Origin of the sequence: Tumebacillus lipolyticus (assembly GCF_042682745.1) — a bacterium.
GTDB lineage: Bacteria > Bacillota > Bacilli > Tumebacillales > Tumebacillaceae > Tumebacillus_A > Tumebacillus_A lipolyticus.
Map to the genome: position 1 here is coordinate 13,857 of NZ_JBHUIO010000019.1, position 24,077 is coordinate 37,933.

Genomic DNA, 24,077 nt, shown 5'->3' on the forward strand with positions numbered 1-24,077 from the left:
GAGAAAGACCCCTTTTCGACGAAAGGGGTCTTTCTCATTTTTTCGATCCACTGCGTTCTCGCTGCGCTCGCTTCGGTCAGCGTGCAAAGAATCGCTGGTGCGATCACACATCTGCCCTCACTCGGACGGCAACGCCCAAGCGAGTGCGCTCCGCGCTCGATCGGCAGGCTGACCGTCTGCCACCGCGAGCAGCGCGGCACGCCAGAGGGCGACGAGCAGGTGCTCAACACCTGCTGGCTCCTGTTCGCGGAGGACGGCAAGCAGCTCTGCCACCTGATCGGACCGACCGCTCGGGTCCTGTTCCCCAAGCAGGCGACACGCATCAAACTTCACAGCCGCATCGAAACCGACCAGCAGCGCGGCGCGAATTTTGGCGGTCGACCGCTCGATGACTGCTGACGCGCCTTCCATCCGGTCGAGAACTCTCCGCTCCATCTCCGCACGCACCGTCTTGTACAATTCCAGCTTGTTGCCAAAGTGGTGGTAGAGCGATCCGGTGGTCACGCCCGACTTTTGGGCGAGCTCGACGACGTTCACCCCATCATAGCCCTTCGTGCCAAAATCTTCGATCGCATGCTCCAACAAACGCGCTTTTGCTGTACCTGGGATTGGAATGTTCGCTTTCATGCTCCTATCATAACACGTTGACAATATAACGTAAACCGATTATGCTATTTCCATAAACCGTTTATGGAGGGATTTTGATGAAGCTCGTTTTCTTGCATCATTACGTGAAAGACTTGAAACAGGCGCTCGCCTATTATCGCGAAACGCACGGTTTTGAGGAAGCGTGGCGGGAAGGGGAACACACGGCGGCGATGAAGATTCCGGGCAACAGCGAGGTGCAACTGATGCTGGAAGATCAGGATGAAGGTGTGCCCTCCGGCGGTGTGTTTCTCGTCGATTCGGTCGACTCTTTACGAGGAAAAGCGGGAAGTGTTGAAGTTTGTGCTCGACCCGATGGACATCCCGCCTGGCCGCTATGCGATCTACCTAGATGAGTCGGGCAACCCGATTCGGATCTTGGACATGACGAAGAACTGATCAAAAAGGGAGGCCAGCAGACGGCCTCCCTTTTTGATCATCTTCAGTTGCACAAAACGACCCGATGATCGAGCCTCTTGGCGCGTGTGGGAACTTGAGGTTCCCACCGCCGAGCAAGAGCTGTTACTGCGAGCCTTGCATCGCGAATTCGATATTCAGCGGCACGCAGACGTTTTGGTTGGGAGCTCTGCTGAAGCTGGAGCGGCGAATGTCGGTCACCGTGAACAGGCGCTGCAACCACCGATCCTCACCATCATAGCGCGGGCTGAAGCTCGATCGGCCGTGGACTGCGAGTCGATTGTCGATGATGATCAAGTCCCCCGGCAGCAAAACATATCCGACCGACACCTCTTCGAACGCTTCAATCAATGTATCAAGCGCCCACTGCGCTTCCGAATTGATCCCTTCCATCGTATGCGAATTCATGCAAAGCTCAGGCTGCAGCAAACTGCCGGTCAGGACAGGAACTGTCGTCGCGTACTCCAAAGTGCCAAACGAGGAAGGGGCGCGCAATCGATACAGCGGCTGCCGCAACAGCGTGATCGCCGCACTCGGCATCATTTGCATGGCGTTGACGATCGAAGCCACATCGGTGCGCGCCTGTTGGTCATGATCGGAGCGCAGACAGAATAAGGCCAGATGGTCTGGGCGATGCGGGTGGAACGCGTCTTCCGTGTGAAACTCGAACAACGATCTGGAGCCGCTGTTCTCCTGTCTGTCCTCCTGCCCTTGGACTGGGCAAATGTCATGAATCAACTGGCCGCGCTTTTCTTCCGAATACCCGATCGGCTCTCCCAAAAACAACATCGAGATCATCAGGAGATACTCGCTGACGAAAGACGTTTTTTCGGATGATGGGTTGCCATCTTGCGGAGTTGGCGGCAGCTTCAAGTCTACCGGAAGGCCGCGCAGCAGCAGTGCGCCAAAGCGATTTGGATACCTTCTGAAATGGATCAAACCCTCTTTTATCCGCTCGGGAATTTGATGACCGATCATTTCGAGCTGAGTGAAAAATGTTCCGTTCAACTTCCGGCTGTCAATCGGTCCTAAAGTTTCAACCAGCCGATACAACGCCGCTCGCTCTTCCTCTGTAATTGAAAGGATCGGCTCATCCGAACTGTTCCTGCCATACCCGAACTGTTTGGACAATCGTCGCTCTCCGAACATGTCCATCCCTCCTTGATGAAAAATGATGCTCAAACGCCCGCATGCATAGGCGCCTGCCCGCTCCCAGATGCTCTTTGCTCGCTGCGTCAGCTTCGTATTTGAAGTGCAACCGAAAACGCCTCGCTGAACAGCATGCGTCAAAGCGCTGCCAGCCCACAAAGAAAGTTCGAGTCGGTCGAAAGGGGGCGATCGACCTCTTGATCGCCCGCATTCTCCCGTCCCGCGCTTTTATCGATCTGTCCGAACCGCCACATACTCTGCCAACCTGTCTTGCAGACTTTTCGTCAACATGGCGAGATGCGGCATCTGAAACGCCGTATAGTGATCGCCCGGCACATCGCGCAGCTCAACGTTTGGCACGAGCGAACCCCAGCCTAAGGTCGGATCGGGATGGCGGCGCACCGCACCTGCTTCCGCCCGGAAGAGCGTGAGTTCTACCGTGGACGGTAGCGGGCTGTAGCTTCGATACGCGCGATCATTTGCTTGGAAGATCGCGAATAGGTCAAGCAGATGAGCAAGTTCGACATCTGCTGTCAGCGCAGCATTCTCTCGCCTCATCGTCGATAGCAGCCGCTCGAAAAGCTCTTCTGCAGCGATCGCCGTGGCATTCCCGTTGAAATGATCGAGGAATGGCTCGATATCCAATCCGCCCCTCCTTGCGAAATCCTGCGCAAACGCCAACAGTGCCATCCGCTCTTCCTGCTCCTGATCGGTGTGACTCCTCGCTGCTTCCCCTTCTGCTCCGCCGGAGACTCCTTGCTGTTCAGGCGTTGGCACCACCGCGTCGATCATCGCTACCAGCGCGACCTGTTCGCCCTGTGCGATCAGCTGCTGGGCGATCTCATAGGCGACGACGCCGCCGAACGACCAGCCGCCTAAGAGATACGGCCCTTGCGCCTGCACGCTTCGCATCTCTCGCAGATAGAGAGCGGCCATCTCCTCGACGCTTGCGGAGACTTCCACATCCCCTGCCAGCCCGCGCGATTGCAGTGCGTAGACAGGATGCGGGGTCAACCCCTGTGCCAGCTCCGCATAGACATGCGCGACTCCACCGACTGGATGAACGAGGAAGAGCGGCAGTTGGCGCTCCCCTTCTGGTCGATCCACCCCCATCGGAAGGGACAGCGGCACTAGCGAAGCAAAGTCGCGCCATGCGTCACCCGCTCGCAACGATCGGGCGACCGCTTCCACCGTGCCTTCTTGATACAGAACGGAGAGCGGAAGCGTGACGCCGAACTGCTTTTTCAGTTCGGCCATCAAGCGCACAGCTTGCAACGAATGACCTCCCAGATTGAAAAAGTTGTCGGTGATCCCGATGTTCGGGCGACCGAGCACACGGCTCCAGACCCGCACGATTTCCCGCTCCAGCGTATCCCGCGGTGCGACAAACAGCGAGTCGCGCTCCTCTTCGCTCCACTGCGGCGCGGGCAGGGCGCGGCGATCGACCTTGCCGTTCGCGTTGAGCGGGATCTTGTCGATCGCGAGCAGATGGGAAGGCACCATGTACTCAGGCAGACATTTTTGCAGGGATCTGCGCAGTTCGGCGCGATCAAGCAGTTTGCCCGGAAGCGGCACGACATAGCCGACCAGCTGCTTGTCACCCGCAACAGGCTCTTGCACGACGACTGCCGCATCGCGCACACTCTCATGCTGCATCAGCGCCTGTTCGATCTCCCCTAGCTCGATGCGGAACCCGCGAATTTTTACCTGATCGTCGATCCTGCCCAAAAATTCGAGCGTACCGTCCTGAAGTTGGCGCACCAAGTCGCCGGAGCGATACCATCGCCTTCCGTCGCGCTGCACATATTTCTCTCGATTTAATTCGTCTCGCAGATAATAGCCGCGCGTGACGCCATGACCGCCGATGTACAGCTCGCCGGGCACGCCAGTCGGGACGATCTGTCCGGCCGCATCGCGCACGCAGAGGGCGGCGTTTTGCATTCGTCTGCCAATCGGGAAGCCCGCGATCTGCTTCCCGCGCGGCACGAGATGGTGAGCGCAGATCATCGTGCTCTCCGTCGGCCCGTACAGCACGACAACATCCGCCCCCGGGAACACTTCCTGCACAGCGGGCAACAGGTCGGGCGGCACTGCGTCACCCCCGGTGAAAATGGTGCGCAGGCGTGCGAAGCGCTCCAGCTGGATACCTTGCTCTCTGACCGTTTCGACGATCTGGCGCAAGAGGCTCGGGACCGCATGGAGGGTCGTGTAGCTCTCCATCTCCCCGATCAACCACGGCAGGTCGAGCACATGCTCTTTGGTGAGGATGACGGCGGTGCCTCCCGCCAACAGCGGGTTCAGCAATTCGAACAAGGAGATGTCAAACGCTACCGATGCGATCCACGGCATCACATCAGCTGAGCAGAACTTAAACTGCTGTTGGCTCGCATAGAGCGCACTGGACAGGTTGCCATGCTCGACCATCACCGCTTTCGGGCGTCCGGTAGAGCCTGACGTGTAGATCATGTAGGCCAGGTGATGCGGCGAGATCGCAAGGTCGATATTTTCAGCAGGCTCTTGGGCCAGTTGATCGCTTAGGTGGCCAAGACAGATGTGAAGCGCATCTGGCGGCAACAGGTGCAACTGCGACTCCTCTGTGACGAAGACAGACAGGCTCGCATCTTCGACAATCAAGGAGATGCGCTCCGCCGGATGACTGCTGTCGATCGGAACGTACCCCGCTCCCGCCTTCCAGATGCCGAGCAGACCTGCGACCCGTTCGATCGATGGTTCGATGCAGAGACCGATTCGGTCTTCTGCGCGGACACCTAGCGTCTGGAGCCGATGCGCCACGCGATTTGCCTGCTCGTTCAGCTCGCGGTAGGTCACCGTCCGCCCCTCAAATGAAACGGCCCTCGCATCGGGCGTCTGCTCCGCTTGGCGTTCAAACCAGCGCGGCACGCTCAGCGCTTCAGGATGGTGCTCATCGCCATCCCACTCTTGCTGCAACTGTTGCAATTCCTGTTCGGTCAAGATCGTCAAACTGGACAGCGGTCGATCCGGCCAGCTCGCCAGCCCGAACAGCAGGCGTTTCAAATGGTCGATCATGCGCATGATCGTGCTCTGCTCAAACAGGTCGGTATTGTACTCGAACGCCCCCAGCAACGTGCTGTCGCGCTCGACGATCGACAGCGAGAGGTCATAGCGGGCTGTCGACACCACCGTCTCCACCGGCCGCATCACCAGATCGGTGGTGACAACTTCTCGCTCCGGCATGTTCTGCAGCGCAAACATCACCTGAAAGAGCGGGGAGCGGCTCGGGTCGCGCTTCGGTTGCAGCTCCTCGACCAGCCTTTCAAACGGCGCATCTTGGTGCGCATACGCATCGAGCGATGTTTCGCGAACACGGCGCAGCAGTTCGCGGCCGCTCGGATCGCCAGACAGGTCGCCGCGCAGCACCAGCATGTTCAGGAAGAAGCCGATCAGCCCTTCCACCTCTTCCTGGCGACGCCCAGCGATCGGCGTGCCGATCAGCAGATCTTGCTGACCGCTGTACCTAAAGAGCAGCGTTTGAAAGCCGGCCAACAGCGTCATGAACAGGGTGCCGCCCGACTCTTTGCTGATGTTTTGCAACGCTTTGGTCAGCGCTTCGTCAAGTTCGAACTGCTGTACCGCCCCGCGATGTGTCTGCACAGGCGGGCGCGGTCGATCGGTCGGCAGTTGCAGGACCGGAAGCTCCCCGCTCAGCTTGTTCCGCCAGTAGTTCATCTGTTCTTCCAGAGCATCCCCCTGCATCCAAGCCCGCTGCCAAGCAGCATAATCTGCATATTGGATCGGCAGCTCCGGCAGCGGAGACCGCTTTTCACTGGCGAACGCTTCGTACAACACGCTCAGCTCACGGGCCAGCACCATTCGCGACCAGCCGTCAGAAGCGATGTGGTGCAAAACGATCAGCAGCAGATGCGCCTCGTCGTCCACCTGCCAGAGCGAATAGCGGAACGGCGTCTCTGTCAACAGATGGAACGGGCGTGTCGCTTCCAGTTGCACCCGCTCCCGCACCTGCTCCTCCGTTTGCCCGCGCAGATCCTGGCAGATGAGCGGCTCCCACGCGAACGGCGCGATGTTTTGTACAGGCTGGCCGTCCTGCTCCGCATATGTGGTGCGCAACGACTGATGGCGCCGGCGAATCTCGTTGAGGCTTTTTTCCAACGCCTGACGATGTAACGCGCCTTCCAAGCGCATCAGATACGGCATGTTGTAGACGGCAGTGCCCGGCACGAGCTGTTCGAGCAGATAGAGGCGCTGCTGAGCAAACGAAAGCGGTGCGCTCTGTTCCCGCGACATCGGCACGAGCGGAGGTAACACATCTTCTCCCTTTTTCTGCCGAATGCTCGCTGCGATCGCTCCGCTCAGCTCGCCAGCGGTCGGCGCTTCGAACAGCAAGCGCAGCGGCACGTGCCGGCCAAGTTTGCTGTGCAGTCTCGTCATCACTTGCGTCGCCAGCAGCGAATGTCCACCCATTTCAAAAAAGTTGTCGTTCATCCCGACCCGCTCGATGCGCAGCACTTCGGCGAAGCTCTCCGCCACCTGCGCTTCCAGTTCGGTGCGCGGCGCGACATACTCCACCAGCTCGACAGCGAGCGGATCGGGAGCGGGCAGCATTCGCCGCTCCACTTTGCCGTTGGCGGTCAACGGCAGGGCATCAAGAAATACGAACGCGGACGGCACCATGTATTCGGGCAGCTCCGCTTTCAGGTGGGCGCGCAATTCGGTCACGGTGACAGAAGCGCCCTTCTTGCAGACGATGTACGCGACCAGCCGCTTGTCCGAAGGCGTGTCCTCGCGCGCGACCACAATGTTTTCATTGACGGACGGATGCATCCCGAGCACCGTCTCGATCTCCCCGAGTTCGACGCGGAACCCGCGAATTTTTACCAGCGTGTCGATGCGGGAGAGAAATTCGATGCGACCGTCAGGCAAGCGTCGGGCCAGATCGCCCGAGCGGTAGAAGCGAGCGTGCGGGTCGGCGCGAAACGGATGTCGAATAAATTTTTCAGCGGTGAGATCCTCGCGTCCGTGGTAGCCCCGTGTGACACCTTTGCCGCCATAGTAGACTTCGCCAGCAACTCCGATCGGCACCGGCTGCAAGCGGCTGTCCAGCAAGTACGCTTCCATGTTGGCGATCGGCAGTCCGATCGGCACCGTCGTGGTGCAGCGAGTCGCTGCATCTTTTTCCACCCTGTAGGTGATCGCTCCGCATGTGCACTCGGTTGGCGCGATGTGGTTGATGATGGCAAGCTCGGGGTCGATGCTCTCGATGCGCTCGACGAGATCCCAGCGCAACATCTCCCCACCCACGACGACCGCCCGCCGCGGCAAAATGCTCGTCGGTCTGGTTCCGCTGAGCAAGGCGGCCAAGTGCGTGGGGACGAGCTTCAAGCAGTCGACCGGATTTCGTTCAAAATAGTCGGCCATCGCTTCCGGATCGGACACGCGCTCCTGTGCGATGATGTGCAGCGTCCCTCCGCCGCACAAAGACGGGAAGATCGCCGTTTGCCCGACATCGCCGGAGAGTGTGGAGACGTTCGCATAGCTCGAACCGGGCGGCAGCTGCAACACTTCGCCAATCCCCAACAGGTAGTTCAACAGATTGCGGTGCTCGACCAAGACGCCTTTCGGTCGCCCGGTCGAACCGGATGTGAACAGCACATAGACGAGATTGTGCAAGCCCGCGCCGCTCACTGGGTTGTGGCTGTCCAACTGCTCGATGCGATCCCACTCGGTGTCGAGACAAAGCACGTTCGCATCGTGCGGCGGCAGTGAGCCTGCCAGCTCCGACTGCGCCAAGATCACCTTCAGCCCCGCGTCCTCCATCATCATCTGGATGCGCGCAGCAGGCAGGGCCGGATCGATCCCTACGTAGGCACCGCCCGCCTTTAAGATTCCGATCAGCGCGATGATCATCTCAGCGGAGCGCTCAATATAGATCCCGACCATCGTCTCAGGGCCGACGCCGTGCGATCGCAGGTAGTGGGCCAGCTTGTTGGCGCGCTCGTTCAGCTCGCGGTAGGTCAGCCGCTCCTCCTCATAAACCAGAGCGATCGCGTCCGGCACGCGCTCCACCTGCGCTTCGAACAGCTCATGCACGCATTTGTCTTCGCAAAACGCTCGCTCTGTCCGATTCCAGCCGTGCACCAGCTGTTCGTGCTCCGCTTCGGAAAGCAGCGGAAGCTCGTTGATCGGACGGTGTGGTTCCTGCACGATGCTGTTCAACAGGTTTTCCAGATGGCGGCTCATGCGCTGGATCGTCTCTCGGTCGAACAGATCGGTATTGTAGATGATCGCAGCCGCCAAGCCCGCTTCTTCCTCATGGATGAACAGCGAGAGATCATACTTGGAAAAATGCGTGGTGAACTCGACCGTCTGCAGCCGCAATTCTGGCAATTGGATCTCCGCCACCGGGCTGTTTTGCAGCGCGAAGATCGTTTGGAACAGCGGCGAGCAGTTTGCATGGCGCTCATAGCTGACCTCTTCGACCAATTTGTCAAACGGGATGTCCTGATGTTCGAACGCTGACAGCGCGGTGTCGCGCACACGTGTCGCCACTTCAGCAAACGTCAGCTCTCCCGCCAGGTCGGCGCGGTGCACCAGCGTGTTGACAAAAAAGCCGATCATCGACTCCATTTCGCGTCGAGTGCGCCCCGCAAACGGCGAGCCCACCGCGAAATCTACCTGCCCGCTGTACCGGCAGAGCAGCGTCTGGAACGCTCCCATCAGCGTCATGAAGAGCGTCACGCCGAGCTGTTCACTCAATTCGCTCAGCGCATGATGCAACGCTTTGGGCAGTGTAAACCGCTCCTCTGCGCCCGCGTATGTCTGCTCCGGCTGCCTCGGTCGGTCGGTCGGCAACTGCAAGACGGGCACATCGCGAAGTTGGTGCTGCCAATAATCCAACTGCCGCTCCCAGCGCTCTCCCTGCAGCTCGCGATGCTGCCAAGCGGCATAATCGGCATACTGCAAGGCTGGCGGGGCGAGCGGCGAAGGCTGGCCGTCAGCAGAGGCGAGATAGAGGGCGCCCAGCTCCTCGATGAACAATTTGACCGACCATCCGTCGATGATGATGTGATGCATGTTCACGACTAGAACATGCTCCTGTTCGCTCAACTGCACGAGAAAATATCGCAGCAGCGGCCCACGGCTCAGATCGAACCGGTGTGCCGCTTCCCGCTCGATCACGCAAACCAGCTCCGCCTCTCGCGCTTCGGGCACCAGCTGTCGCAGGTCGACCTTGTCGAGCGGTGCGCACACAGGTGCTTGGACGTTCTGAACCGCTCTCCCCTCCTGCTCGACAAACGTGGTGCGCAAGATCTCATGGCGCAGAACCAACTGCTGGAGGCTCTCCACGAGCGCCCTTTCATCCAGCGATCCGGTCAGCCGCATCGCGAACGGGCTGTTGTATGCTGCCAGCCCTGGGATCAGCTGATCGAGCACCCACAAGCGCTGCTGTGCAAACGAGAGCGGCGGGTGTCCCTGATGATCGGCGGCGACGATCGGCCCTCCTTCGATTGGCCTTTCCTCTGCGAGCAGTTCTTCGACCCGCTCGCTCAATTCGGCCACCGTCGGTGCTTCGAAAAGCGCGCGCAGCGGGAGCTCGACCTGAAACTCCGCTCGGAGTCGCGAGATCACCTGTGTGCCGAGCAACGAGTGACCGCCGAGATCGAAAAAGTGATCGTCCGGCCCCACCTGTTTCAGGCGGAGCACATCCGCATAGATGGCGGCGATGCCCCGCATCGTCAGCGTGGACAGCTCCCCTTGTCCTCGACCCGCGCCTTCGCTTTCGACATTCGGCTCTGGCAGCGCGCGCCGATCGACCTTCCCGTTGACCGTCAAGGGCAGCTTGTCCAAGATCAGCAGATGATTCGGCACCATGTAATCGGGCAAGACGCGGCTCAATTCGCGGCGCAGATCCTGGATTTCACCCTCTGCTCCCTCCGCTGGCACCACGTAGGCGACCAGTCGCTTGTCACCCGGCACGTCTTCGCGCACGATCACGACCGCGTCAGCAACTGCTCGCTGGCGGCCGAGCGCCGCCTCGATCTCGCCGAGCTCAACGCGAAATCCGCGGATTTTGACCTGATTGTCGATGCGCCCGAGAAACTCCAGCACGCCGTCCGCACGAAAGCGCACCCAATCGCCGGAGCGATACATCCGCTCGCCCGCTCGCTCAGCAAACGGGTTGGGGAGGAAGGTTCGTTCCATCAGCTCCGGCTGTTTCCAATAGCCGGCAGCCAACCCGTCGCCGCCGATGTACAGCTCGCCCGGCACACCGACCGGAACCGGTTGCAGGTGACGATCCAGCACATACACGCTCGTGTTGGCGATCGGACGCCCGATCGGGACGCTGTGCTCCAGAACACTCCCATCGGTCATCGGATAGCAGCAGGTGAAGGTCGTCGCTTCGGTCGGCCCATAGCCGTTGATCACGCAACAGTTGGGCAAGCGATCGAGCACTTTTTTCACATGTTGTGGCGAGAGCACATCCCCGCCCGCCAACAGTTGCTGTACACTCTGCAGGTCATCTAGCTGCTCGTCCACCAGCTGATGGAACAGACCGGCAGACAGCCAGAGCGTCGTCACACCTTCTCGGCGGATGACTCGACCGATTTCCGCAAGCGATGCCTGCCCTGCTGGAAACACCACCAGACGCGCCCCATGCAGCAGGCTGCCCCAGATTTCAAACGTCGCAGCATCAAAAGAGATCGAGGCAAACTGCAAAAACACGTCGTCTTCCGCAAAGCGGACATACGCATCCTGCATCACGAGGCGCACCACAGCGCGATGCGGAATGCAGACGCCTTTCGGTAGCCCGGTGGAGCCTGACGTGTAGTTGATGTAGGCGAGGTGATCTGCCGTCATCGCCAGCTCCAACGGCAGATCGCTTTCCTCGTCGATCTCCGCTCGCTCGCAATCGAGGTACAGAGTGGGCACCTGCTGCGACAACTGCCGCTCGAAACTCTTGTGGGTGAGCAACAGCTTGACTTCCGAGTCGACGATCAGATGCTGCAAACGGTCATCCGAATAGGCTGGATCGATCGGCACATAGACGGCACCCGCCTTCAAAATTCCGAGCATCGCCACGATCATGTCGAGGTTGCGCTCGATGATCAGACCGACATGGTCTGCCACCCCGACGCCCCGCTTTTGCAAATGGCGAGCCAGACGGTTGGCGCGAGCATCCAGCTCCCGATAGGTCAAGCGCTCCTGCTCATAGGTGAGCGCCACCGCGTTCGGCGTGCGCAGAGCCTGCTCGGCGAACAGCTCGTGAACTGTTCGCTCGCTCGGGTAGTCGCTCTTCGGCCCCTGCCAATCCACCAGAATTCGTTGCCGCTCCGCTGCTGACAAAAACGACAGCTCACAGATCGGAACGTCAGGCTGAAAGGCGAGCTCGGCCAGCAGGTTTTGAAAATGTTCGATCCAGCGCTCGATCGTCTGATGATCAAACAGGTCGGTGCTGTATTCGAACGCCCCGCTAAGGCCACTTGGCGATTCTCCCATCGTGACGAGCAGATCAAACTTCACATGCTCGCTTCCATAATCGAGCGGCTTCAGCGTCAGCCCCGGCAACTCCAACGGCTCATTCATCGCATTTTGCAAGGCGAACATCGTCTGAAACAGCGGGGTGTGGCTGAGATGACGCTCGGGGCGAAGCTCCTCGACCAGCTTTTCAAACGGCAGGTTTTGGTGTTTATACGCTTCGAGCGTCACCTTCCTGACTCGACCGAGCAGCTCGCGAAAGGTAGGGCTGCCAGCCGCTTCCGTTCGAATCACCAGCGTGTTGACGAAAAATCCGATCATGCCTTCGATCTCCGCGCGGTTGCGGTTGGCGACCGGCGTGCCCACGACGAGATCCTCTTGCCCGGTGTAGCGAGCCAGCCATGATTTGTACGCGGTCAGCAGGGTCATGAACAGGGAAGCTCCTTGTTCGCGACCGAGTTCGCGCAGCCGCTCTTGCACAGCGTGTGGCACCCAAAAGGTCTGTCTCGCCCCCGCACCTGTTCTGGCGCTGACCGTGCGGTCGGCGGGGAGCTGCAGAACTGGCAGATCGCCACCGAGCTGCTCCCGCCAATATTGCAACTCCTTGGCCAACACCTCACCTTGCAACCATTGGCGCTGCCATTCCGAAAAGTCTGCATATTGCAGGGGGAGCTCTGGCAACGGCGACCTCTGCCCAGCAGCAAACGCCGGATACAGCGCCCCGATCTCGCGCACCAACACGCCCATCGACCAACCGTCTGAGACGATGTGATGCATCGTGAGCAACAGAACATGCTCCTGCTCTCCGAGGCGGAGCAAGACGGCGCGCAACAGCGGGCCTTTTTCCAAGTCGAACGGCGTCCTCGCCTCTTGCAGCGCCCACTCCCGCACCGCCTGCGATTGGCGCTCACCCAACTGATCGCTCAGATCTTCGTGATGCAGTCGCAAGGCGAAGGGGGAAGTGATCACTTGGATCAGCTCTCCCTCCTCCAGTTCAAAAGTCGTCCGCAGCGTTTCATGGCGCACGATGATCTCGTCCAAGCTCTGCCGGAGGGCGGCGACGTTCAAATCTCCGCTCAGCGCGACGGCGGTCGGAATGGTGTACATCCCGCGCTCTGCGACCAGTTGCTCCATCATCCACATCCGGTGTTGCGCATGGGAGGCGGGAAACACATATTCCTCTTGCTCAGCGTCGTCTGCCGATTGGCTCTGCTCAAGCTCTTGCCCCTCAAGCCGGTTCTCGTTCATTGGGAGACCCTCCCCTTTCTTCCTCTCAAAATGTTTCCTATCGGCGGCGGCGCCCTTCACGAGGTGCCCTCGTCATCGCCAGATCTGCGGTCGTCGCCCACAGTTGCCGCTCCTCGAAAAGGAGGGCGAGCTCGGCGACCGTATTCGCTTCAAACAGGGCGCTGACCGGCAGTTCCACGCTAAAATCCTGCCGAATGCGCGAGGCGATCTGCGTGGCGAGCAGCGAATGCCCACCTAAGTCAAAAAAGTTGTCGTGAATCCCGACTTGCTCCACCTGTAACAGCTCTGACCAGATGGCGGCAAGCTGTGCCTCCAATTTGTTGCGCGGCGCCACATAGGGGCTTGCTCTCATATCTTCGATCGTCGGCTGCGGGAGCGCCCGATGATCCACTTTTCCGTTCGCCGTCATCGGCAGATCGGTCAGCCTGACAAACGCGGCTGGCACCATGTGCTCCGGCAGTCGCCGCTTCGCATAACGGCGCAGTTCGGCGAGATCGACGCCCTCCGTTGACTGCTCCAGGAAATAGGCGAGCACTCGCCGATCCCCCGGCCTGATCTCGCGGGCGATCACCTCCACCTCGCGAATCTGCGGGTGCGCCTGCAGCGCCGCCCTGATCTCGCCAAGATCGATGCGATACCCGCGTATCTTGACCTGGCTGTCGCGGCGGCCGACATATTCGATCGTGCCATCCGGTAAAAAGCGGCCAAAATCGCCAGTTCGATACAGGCGCGCTCCCGGCTGTTGCGCAAACGGATCTGGAATGAACATTTCGTTCGTCCGCTCCGGCTGGTTCAGATACCCGCGCGCAAGTCCGACCCCGCCGATGTAAATCTCGCCCACCACGTTGATCGGGCACGGCTCAAGCTCCGCTGTGAGCACGTACATCTGCACATTGGCGAGCGGGCGCCCGATCGGCACCCTGCTGCGCGATGCGTCCCACAGTTCGTCGATCGCAAACAGGCTGACACAGACGGTCGCCTCCGTCGGGCCGTATGCGTTGATCAGCTCGATCCGCCTGCCCAATCGGCTCTGCCAGGCGGCGACCGCTTCGCCGGTCAAAGCCTCGCCAGCCGTCCAGACCCGTTTGACGCTCGCGAGCTTGTCCACATCCTCCGCCGTGAGCAATTGGCTGAGCTGATTGAAAAAGGCGGTCGGAAGCGTCAGGGAGGAGAGTCGTTCTCGCGCAACAGCTTCTGCAAACCTGTGCACGTCCTGTCGCTCATCTCCTGTCAACAGGTAGAGCGACACGCCGCTCAGCAGCGCGCTGAACGTTTCGAACACCGACCCGTCAAAGCTGAACGAAAAATACTGCCCCAAGACTTCATCATCAGTAAATTGATAGGAAGCATCCATCCAACTCGCCAGGTTGAGAACGCCGCGATGCTCAAGTAGCGTTCCTTTCGGGCGACCGGTCGAACCGGATGTGTAGATCAAGTAGGCGAGGTCGTGCGGCTCGTTCACAAGCTCAGGATTGTGCGTCGGCAAACCGTCAGGCAGTTCTGCCAGATCGATCACCCCGCCATTTCCGGCGATCGACATCCCTTTGGCCGTGCCGCTCCTCGTCAGCAGCCAGCTTGCCCCGCTGTCTTCCCACATGTAGACCAGCCGATCGAGCGGATAGTCTGGATCGAGCGGCAGATAGGCTCCACCCGCTTTCAGCACGCCGAGGATCGCGACCAGCATCTCTGTGCTGCGCTCCAAGCAGATCGCCACCACTTGATCTCGTTCGATGCCGCAGCTGCGCAGATGATGTGCGACCCGATTGGCCCGCTCATTCAGCTCGCGGTAGGTCAGCCCCTCGCCAGCCGCCACGACCGCTAGTCGTTCCGGCACCCGCGCGGCCTGGCGTTCAAACTGTGCCGAGATGCTCGGCGCAAGCTGATACTCCACCTGCGTCTCGTTCCATCCGAACAGCAGTTGCTCTCGCTCCTCCGGCGTAAAGAGGTTGAGCTCAAACACGTTGCAGACCGGATCGGCTGCCACCGCCTGCAAGAGGTTGGAAAAATGAGCGATCAGGCGCTCGATCGTCGTCTGGTCATACAGGTCGCAGTTGTATTCCACCGACCCGGTCAACCCGGCTGAACTCTCGAACAGCGAGAAGGAAAGGTCGTATTTCGCCACTTCTGAACGCGGATCGAGCAGCGTGATCTGCACGCCGGGCAGCTCGATCGGCCCGAGCGGAGCGTTTTGTAAAATGAACATCGTCTGAAACAAAGGCGAGCGGCTGCGGTCGCGCATCGGCTGCAATTCCTCGACCAGCTTTTCAAAGGGGATGTCCTGATGAGCGTAAGCGCCGAGCGTCACCGCTCGCACCCGCTGCAACAGCTCTGCAAACGTCGGTTGTCCGTCCAGCTGAGTTCGCAAAGTCAGCATATTGATGAAGCAGCCGATCAGGTTCTCCGTCTCCTCGCGATTGCGTCCCGCGATCGGTGTCCCGACGCAGAGATCCATCTGCCCGCTATAGCGGGCGAGCAACGTCTGATAGGCGGCGAGCAGCGTCATAAACAACGTGACCCCCTCGCTCTGCGACAGAGCGGTGAGTGACCTCACCAGATCTGGCGGCAAGACGAAAGTCGCGATGTCCCCGCGGTATGTTTGCACCGGTGGGCGCGGGCGATCGGTCGGCAGTTCGAGCGCCGGAAGATCGCCGCCGAGCTGGTCTTTCCAGTAGGCGAGCTGCTCTTCCAGCACGGTCGGTGTGAGCTGTTGGTGCTGCCAGCCTGCGTAGTCCGCATATTGAATCGGGAGATCAGGAAGCGCCGCTTCGCCTCCCGCTGCCAGCTGTTGATACAGCGCAGACAGCTCCTTGGTAAACACGCCGATCGACCAGCCATCGAATACGATGTGATGCAGGTTTAACAGCAGGATATGCGCCCGTTCCTCCACCTTTAGCAGAGCGAAGCGCACCAGCGGACCTGCGCTCAGATCGAACGGTTCTGCTGCCGCTCGGCAGATCAGGCGCTCCATCTCCCGCTCGCGCTCCCCAGCGGGCAGGTCGCAGAGATCGATCACCTGCATGTGCTGCTCGGTGAACGGACAGATGCGCATCAGCGGCTGATGATCTCGCTCGATGAACACAGTTCGCAACGACTCGTGACGGCAGATGATCTGGTTGAGGCTCCGCTCCAGCGCCTCGATGTGCAACTGTCCATCAAAGCGCACCGAAAACGGCATGTTGTACACCGCTTGTCCGGGAGCGAGCCGATCGAGCAGCCACAGGCGCTGCTGGGCAAACGAGAGCGGAAGCGGCTGTTCGCGGGAAATCCTCTTCATCGGCAGTTCGGCAGCAGCTTTCCCATTGGCAATCCCTTGTTCGATGTATTCGCCGACAGCTTGTAGGGTGGGGAATTGAAACAGCGCACCGACTGGCATCTCGACTCCAAACGCGGTGCGAATCCGCGAGATGAGCTTGGTTGCCAACAGCGAATGTCCCCCGAGGTCGAAAAAGTTGTCATTGCGTCCGACTCGCTCAAGCTGCAACAGCTCTCCCCAAATCTTCGCTACTTGCTTCTCCGCCTCGCTTTCTGGCGCCACATAAGATTTTGTTTCCGTCTGCAGCTGGTCTGGGGCTGGCAGCGAACGGCGATCCACTTTTCCGCTCGGCGTGAGCGGCAAGCGATCGATCACCATGATCGCAGCCGGAACCATGTACTGCGGCAGACGCTCTTTGAGGAAGCTTCGAAGTTCCCCGTGATCCACCCCCTGCTCATGCAGCACCACATGGGCGACCAAACGCTTTTGCCGCGACGCATCCTCCCATGTGGTCACCGCGCAAGCCCGCACCTGCTCCTGCTGGCTGAGCACGCTCTCAATCTCGCCGAGCTCCACGCGAAAGCCATTGATCTTCACTTGGTCGTCCGCTCGCCCTGCATATTCGATCTGACCGTCCGACCGCCAACGCGCGAGGTCGCCCGTCTTATACAACCGAGCAGCTTCATCCGCAGAAAAAGGATCGGCGATAAATCGCTCTTGTGTCAGATCAGGACGGTTCAGATAGCCGCGGGCCAAGGCGACCCCACCAAAATACAGCTCCCCGATCACCCCGACGGGGACGGGACAGCGGTTGGTGTCCAGGATGTACGCTTGTACATTGTCGATCGGCTTCCCGATCGGCGGTAAAGCTGGCCACGCTTCTGGAGCGCCTTGCAGCGTGAGGGCGGTCACAACGTGCGTTTCTGACGGGCCGTATTGATTGTGCAGCACACAGCCTGGCAGCCGCCCGATCCACTCGGCAAGCGCTGGCGTGATCTGCAACTGCTCGCCCGCCGTCATGATTTCACGCAGCGATGCGGGCGCGATGTTGCTCTCCAGACCGGTCTCCGCCATCTGCTGCAAAGCCACAAACGGCAGGAAGAGTCGCTCAACGCGCTCTCTTTCCGCGATGCGCAGCAACTCCACCGCATCGCGTCGCACATCCTCCCCAATCAAGACCAGCGTGCCTCCCGCACAGAGCGTAGACAAAATCTCTTGAAACGACACATCAAAATTCAATGATGTGAACTGCAGCACGCGAGCAGGCCGGTTGAGCGAAAAATGATTGAACTGCCAAGCGAGCAGGTTGACGAGCGGGCGCTGGGGCATCGCGACGCCCTTCGGCCGGCCTGTGGAGCCCGAGGTGTAGATCAAATACACCAACCGATCCACATCCCCGCCTATCTCCGGCTCGGTGTGCGGATAGCTGGCGATCATCTCCGCATCGTCATCGAGCATGACGGCGGTCGCTTGACCGATCGGCAACAATCCGCGAAGGCGTCGATCGGTGACAACCACCGGCACGCTGCTGTCTTCGAGCATAAAGGCGAGCCGCTCTGGAGGATACGACGGGTCGAGCGCCACATAGGCGCCGCCTGCTTTCAAGATGCCGAGCACCCCAACGATCATCTGCTGGGAGCGCTCTAAGCAAATGCCTACACACACATCCGGCCCTACGCCTAACGTTTGCAAATAATGGGCCAGTTGGTTGGCACGGAGGTTCAGCTCGCGGTAGGTCAGCGACTCGCCGGAGAACTCGACCGCGACCGCATCCGGCGTGCGCTCCACCTGTTGGGAAAAGAGCTTGACGATCTCCAGATCTGCTGCCAACTCGCTCTCCGTCTCGTTCCATTCGCGAAGCAAGCGTTCACGCTCTTCGGCGCTGATCAGATCCACCTGGGCGATCTTTTGATCCGGATCTTCAAGCAGGCGGTGCATCAGCTTCAGAAAGTGCTCAGTCATCCGCGCGATCGTACATTCGTCAAACAGATCGGTGTTGTACTCGAACTTGCCCAGCACCTCTTCCTCTTTCTCCAGCAGATCGAGCGTCAAGTCGAACTTTGAAGTGCCGCTGTCCGTGTCCAATACCTGCATCGTCAGCTTGGGCAGAGCAAAATGCGTCAAGGGGTCCTCAAAGTGAACAAACATCACTTGGAACAGGGGAGAATGGCTCCTGCTGCGCTCCGGTCGCAACTCCTCGACCAGTTTTTCAAACGGAACATCCTGGTGCTCCTGCGCGTCGAGAGTGACTTGACGAACGAGCGACAGCAGCTCGCGGAACGTCATCTCGCCGCTCAATCGAGTGCGCAGCACCAGCGTGTTGGCAAAAAAGCCGATCAAACCCTCCACCTCTGAGCGGGTGCGATTCGCTACGGGCGTGCCGACTGCCAGATCTTCCTGCCCTGAGTACCGATACAGCAAGACGTTGAAGAGGGCCAAAACGGTCATGAACAGCGTCGTGCCTTCGCTCTTGCTCAGCGCGCGCAGCCTGTCTGTCCATTCCTCCGCGATCAAGAAACGGTGAACCGCTCCGGCAAACGTCTGAACCGCCGAGCGCGGTCGATCTGTCGGCACTTGCAGGATCGGCAGCTTGTCGCCCAATTGCTCACGCCAATAGGAGAGTTCCTTTTCCAACACCTCACCTTGCAGATGCTTTCGCTGCCAGTGTGCAAAGTCGGCATACTGCACAGACAATGCTGGCAGCTGCGGCGATTTGCCTGTCGCATACGCCGCATAGATCACCGACATCTCCTGAATCAGCACGCCAAGCCCCCACGCATCTGAAGCGATATGGTGGATGCTCAGGAGCAGCACATGCTCCTCTTCTGCCATCTGCAGCAAGGTGGCGCGCATCATCGGGCCTTTGTGCAAATCAAATGCTTGTTGCGCATCTTGGCGTGCCAAAGCCCGCAGCTCTTCCTCTCGCGCAGTTTCCGGCAGATGGCGCAGATCGACGACAGGAAGCGTCAGGCGGAGGCCATCGGTGATGCACTGCACCGGCTCGCCCTGTTCTTCCACGATCGAAGTGCGCAGCACCTCGTGCCGGCGCACCACTTCATTCAGGCTCTGCTCCAACACATCGACCAGCAGCACCCCAGCCAGCCGAACCACCGACGGAATGTTATATGTGGCGCCTCCCGATTCGAGCTGATCCAAAAACCACAGACGCTGTTGAGCAAACGACAGGGCGGCCGGACTGTCGATCGGGCGCTTCGGAATCCTCTGATCGACCCCGCCTCCCACCTCTTCCCCCCGCAGCCGCTTGGCAAGCAAGGCCATCTGTGCAGGCGTCAGGCTCGATTTCCGCTGCATCAGGCGTTCAAGCATTTCCGTTTTCTCTGACATGCTTTAAACCTCCAAAGCTCGTAATTCGTCTTCGCTTAAATTCTCGATGGCAGCGATCAACAGATCTTCAATATAGAGCGCCAATTCGGCCGTCGTGCCCGCATCAAAGATGATCCTCAGCGGCAAATCGATCTGAAAAAGGGCTCGCAGGCGGGTGACCAGCTTGGTGCTCAACAGCGAGTTGCCGCCCAGATCGAAGAACGCATCATGAGCGCCGACCGGCTCAATGCCCAAGAGCTCTTCGAACTGCTGGGCGATCAATCTTTCCGTCTCGTTGCCCGGTTCCACATAAGGGGTGTGCAGGCTCGGGCGCGCATGCGCATTGAACGTACGCTCGCCAGTTTGACCTCCCGTCTCGGCCGTCAGATCGACAGAGACGATTTGGTCGATCAGCAGCTTCACATCCTGTTTCGACACGATGAAAGCTGGCAGTCGATCTGTCACATGCAAGGCATAGCCGAAGATCTCCGGATGCTCTTGCAGGACATCGATATCCCAATTGACCGTGATCCAGGGATATTGGCTCGCTGCGTTCAACCGCTCGGCAAACGCATCAAGAAATTGGTGGGCAGCAGCATGGGCAGCAAACCCTGTGCCCCCCAGCAAGGACGACAGCGAAGAGACGAGCAGGCAGAAATCGAGCTCCCTGCCCTCAAGAGCCTGCTGCAGCGCCATCGCTCCATGCACTTTGGTGGCAAAATGATGTTCGCATTCTGGATAGCCAGTCTCCGAGATCAGCGTAAAAGCGCTCGATTCATACACGCCGGCAGCGTGAATCACCCCGTCCAGACGACCAAACCGATGTTCCGCCGTTTCAAACGCAAGCTTCATCTGCTCCGCATCTGTCACATTCGCCTGCACCACGAGCACTTCTGCCCCCAGCTGCTCCAGCTCTTGCACATATCGGATGCGCTGGCTTGTGCGTTCCGCTTCCCCATGTTGCAACAGCCATGCTTCCCACTCCGCACGCGCTGGCATCCCCGCACGAGTGGTGAGCACCAATTTTGCATCGGCCCGCTTGGCGATATACGCTCCTATCAACTGCCCGACCGTCGCTCCGAGACCTCCGGTGATCAGATAGACGCCACCATCCCGCAGGCGGGCAGGACGATCGGGAAGTGGCGGCACCTCGATCGGCTGATAGCTCCGCCCCCACCGAACGTGACCGCGATAGGAAATTTCTCGCTCCGGCGTGGCCGCCAGAAGTTCTGCGAGCAGGCGATCGAGCAGCTGTTGCTCTTGCTGACTTCCGCTTTTCGGCAACGCGACGTCAAGGGAACGACAGATCAGGTTCGAATATTCTTGTGTCACAACTTTGCATGCCCCGAGCAGGGTGGACTTGGCGGGCAGAGCGACATCGGAGCTTTCGATCTGCTGAAGAGCGTTGCCGAGCGTCCAGATCGACAGCGGTTCGGTGCGCAGCAGACGGCCCAGCGCACGCGCGAGGAAGATCAGCGAATAGAAGCCGCGAAATTGCGCTGCTTCAAAAAACATCGCCTCGTCCGCTTGACTCCCCACTTCTTCATATACGCTCCACGCATGAAGGATCGCATCCGGCTCCAGTCCACGCTGCTGCAAATCGCGAACCAGCTCGTCATATTCGTGACTGCGGCGCATGTTGAGCAGATAGGAACTGTCGCTCTTACGCCCAAACTGCGCACCCGCTTCGACAGTCAGCACTTGATGACCCAGAGCGGTCAAGCGCTCCACCAGCCGGTTTGCAAAGCCGCATTCATCAACAAACACCAGCCAGCGACGCGATTCTGCAACGTTCTGCTCCGACAGCTTCAGCGAGGATTGCTGCCAGAGCGGTGCGTAAAACCAGCCGGACGGATCATCGCTGACCGAACGCTCCATGCGTTGAACAGGCCCGGTATAGATCGCTTGCTGTGCCTCGATCCAGTAGCGCTGACGTTCAAACGGATAGGTGGGAAGCGGGACGCGCCGGCGCCTCTCCCCCTCGTAGCAGGCGTCCCAGTCGATGCGAACGCCGGAGAGCCATAATTTTCCCAACGTGTTCATCAGCACCTGATCATCCGCTTGCACATCGTTGATATGGCGCATCGACGTCATGATCACACGACCCAGATCGCCCTGTGGCTTGGACTGCATCGCGAAGCTGCTCAGCGACTTCCCCGGCCCCACTTCCAGCAGGAGCAGGTTCGGGTTTTGACACAGTTCACCGATGCCATCTGCGAAACGCACCGTTTGGCGCAGATGCTGCACCCAATAGTTCGGGTCGGTCGCCTGCTCCTGCGCAATCCAAGTCCCCGTAACATTCGAGATAAACGGAATCGTTGGCGCATTGAGCTCGAACGATTGCAAATATTTGGCGAACACTTCCATCATCGGTTCGACCAGATGCGAATGAGCGGCAGCCGGAACGTGCAGGCGCGAATATGAAATGCCCTGTTCCTTCGCGAGCTGCTCGAACGCATCGATCGCATCGAGCGAGCCTGCGAGTGCGCACTGTGTCGGTGCATTGACGGTCGCCAGCGACAGATCGGTTCCGAGCAGCGGTTTCAACTCGTCTGGTGACAAGTTGACCGTCAGCATCGCGCCAGCATTCATCTCCTGGAACATGCGACCCCGCTTGGTCACCAATGACAGGGCATCTGCAAGTGAAAACACCCCCGCCAAGCAGGCGGCCACATATTCGCCGAGGCTGTGACCGATCATCGCCCGCGGTTTGACACCCCACTTGATCAGCAGTTGACTGTAGGCGTATTCGACCACGAACAGAGCGGGAAGCGCCAGACTCATCTGATAGATGTCATACTGCTCTTCTTGATCGTCTGTCGGATAGATCACATCGCGTATGTCGAGCCCCAAAAGCGGTTCGAGGATCTCTGCACACCGGGTGACCTGATCGTGAAACTCCGGCTCCGTTTCGTACAGATCTCGTCCCATCCCCACATATTGATTGCCCGTGCCAGAGAACATGAATGCGACGGGAGTCTCGGTGATCTCCTGTTCACAAACGCCGCTTAACAGGCGCAGCGGATCGCGTGCTTGCAAAGCCTGAATCGCGTCCTCCCGATCGCGGCATACCAGCATGCGCCGATGTTCGAACGGTTTCCGCCCCACTTGCAGCGTATAGGCTACATCACCCAGATCTTGCTCCTCGTGCTGCGTCAAGTGTGTGAGCAGCTGATCGGTCGCTTTCTCCAGCGCGGTATCCGTCTTGGCTGACCAGATCAGCAATTTCCAGTCTCGGGACGGATCTGCTTCCGCAAGGGCCGGCGCTTCTTCCAGCACCGCATGCGCATTGGTTCCGCCAAATCCGAATGAACTGACGCCAGCTCGGCGCGGCTCTGCTCCCGCCGCCCACGCTTGCCCCTCAGAATTTATATAAAAAGGACTGTTCGCAAAATCGATGACCGGATTCGGCTGCTCAAAGTGGAGGCTCGGTGGGAGCTGTTGGTGATAGATCGCCATCGTGGCTTTGATCAACCCGGTCACACCGGCGGCGATATCGAGATGGCCGATGTTTGTTTTGACCGACCCGATGCCGCAAAATCCAGTTTTGTCTGTGTATTCACGGAATGCGCGCGTCAGTGCTTCGATCTCGATCGGATCTCCGAACGCCGTTCCCGTGCCATGCGCTTCCAGATAGCGGATCGTGCCCGGATCGATGTTGGCGACCGCCAGCGCTTCGGAGATGACGCCCTCCTGACCGTTCACGCTGGGCGCCGTATAGCTCACTTTGGTCGCGCCGTCGTTGTTGATCGCCGACCCTTTGATGACCGCATAGATCTGATCTCCGTCTTCCACCGCTTCTTCTAGGCGCTTTAACACGACCGCCCCGACCCCGCTGCCGAACACAGTTCCGTTTGAAGACGCATCAAACGCGCGAGTATGACCATCTGAAGAAGCGACTCCGCCCTCCTGATACAGATAGCCCGCCTTCTGCTTGACCTCAATCGATGCGCCTCCTGCCAACGCCAAGTCGCATTCGCCGTTCAGCAAGCTTTGGCACGCCAAATGCACAGCGACGAGCGAGGTGGAGCAAGCGGTCTGCACATTCACGCTCGCGCCTTTCAGATTGAGCTTGTAGGAAACCCGCGTCGACAAAAAATCCTTGTCGTTTCCGATCATCATCTGATGCTGACCGATCGACTCGATCAACTCCTGATTGTGCATCAGATTGTGCAAAAGGTACCGGTTCAGACCGGCTCCGGCAAACACGCTGACCAATCCGGGGAATTCGTCCACCTGATACCCCGCATTTTCAAACGCCTCCCAAGCGACCTCCAAGAACAGGCGATGCTGCGGGTCTATCGTCTCTGCTTCTCGCGGCGAATATCCGAAAAACAGCGCATCAAATTCTTCAATCCCCTCGATCACCGCACCAGCCTTGACATAGTCCGGGTTGGCGATCAACGCAGGGCTCACCCCTGCGTCCCGCAATTCCTCATCCGTAAAAAATGTGATCGACTCGACGCCATCCCGAATGTTCTGCCAGAACTGATCTACCTTGCCAGCTCCTGGGAAGCGACCCGACATGCCGATAATGGCGATCCCCTCAAGGTTACTCATCAACCGC

Annotated in this window: 6 protein-coding genes; 1 reads left to right on the forward strand and 5 read right to left on the reverse strand. The window is 59.4% G+C overall.

The annotated features are described in order from the left end of the window. Window positions 1–117 precede the first annotated feature (117 nt). Window positions 118–627, reverse strand: a complete 510-nt coding sequence (locus ACFSOY_RS19870; RefSeq protein WP_386049596.1) for a TetR/AcrR family transcriptional regulator — start codon at window positions 625–627, stop codon at window positions 118–120. 77 nt (window positions 628–704) lie between these two features. On the opposite strand from ACFSOY_RS19870, the gene ACFSOY_RS19875 reads away from it, so the two are divergent. Continuing rightward, a complete protein-coding gene (locus ACFSOY_RS19875; protein WP_386049597.1) occupies window positions 705–1,001 on the forward strand; it encodes a VOC family protein in 297 nt (98 codons plus the stop codon). 166 nt (window positions 1,002–1,167) lie between these two features. Here the strand turns inward: ACFSOY_RS19875 and ACFSOY_RS19880 are convergent, their stop codons facing one another. The 4 genes from ACFSOY_RS19880 to ACFSOY_RS19895 form a co-directional block, all read right to left on the reverse strand. After that, window positions 1,168–2,211, reverse strand: coding sequence for a TauD/TfdA family dioxygenase (locus ACFSOY_RS19880; RefSeq protein ID WP_386049598.1), 1,044 nt, complete (start codon window positions 2,209–2,211; stop codon window positions 1,168–1,170). Window positions 2,212–2,439: 228 nt separating this feature from the next. Further along, window positions 2,440–12,933 carry a non-ribosomal peptide synthetase gene (locus ACFSOY_RS19885; RefSeq protein ID WP_386049599.1) on the reverse strand — a complete coding sequence of 3,498 codons (10,494 nt, stop codon included), beginning with the start codon at window positions 12,931–12,933 and terminating at the stop codon, window positions 2,440–2,442. Between the two features lie 37 nt (window positions 12,934–12,970). Continuing rightward, entirely contained in the window at window positions 12,971–19,531 is a 6,561-nt protein-coding gene (locus tag ACFSOY_RS19890) for an amino acid adenylation domain-containing protein (RefSeq protein WP_386049600.1), read from the reverse strand. Between the two features lie 3 nt (window positions 19,532–19,534). After that, the gene (locus ACFSOY_RS19895) at window positions 19,535–24,070 is read right to left on the reverse strand and encodes a type I polyketide synthase (RefSeq protein ID WP_386049601.1); all 4,536 of its coding nucleotides are present in this window, start codon (window positions 24,068–24,070) and stop codon (window positions 19,535–19,537) included. Between the last annotated feature and the right edge of the window lie 7 nt (window positions 24,071–24,077).

Excerpts from the sequence above, each read along its gene's own strand:
- ACFSOY_RS19875 (WP_386049597.1), top strand. The coding sequence starts at position 705 with ATGAAGCTCGTTTTCTTGCATCATTACGTGAAAGACTTGAAACAGGCG.
- ACFSOY_RS19885 (WP_386049599.1), bottom strand. The coding sequence starts at position 12,933 with ATGAACGAGAACCGGCTTGAGGGGCAAGAGCTTGAGCAGAGCCAATCG.
- ACFSOY_RS19880 (WP_386049598.1), bottom strand. The coding sequence starts at position 2,211 with ATGTTCGGAGAGCGACGATTGTCCAAACAGTTCGGGTATGGCAGGAAC.
- ACFSOY_RS19870 (WP_386049596.1), bottom strand. The coding sequence starts at position 627 with ATGAAAGCGAACATTCCAATCCCAGGTACAGCAAAAGCGCGTTTGTTG.
- ACFSOY_RS19890 (WP_386049600.1), bottom strand. The coding sequence starts at position 19,531 with ATGTCAGAGAAAACGGAAATGCTTGAACGCCTGATGCAGCGGAAATCG.
- ACFSOY_RS19895 (WP_386049601.1), bottom strand. The coding sequence starts at position 24,070 with ATGAGTAACCTTGAGGGGATCGCCATTATCGGCATGTCGGGTCGCTTC.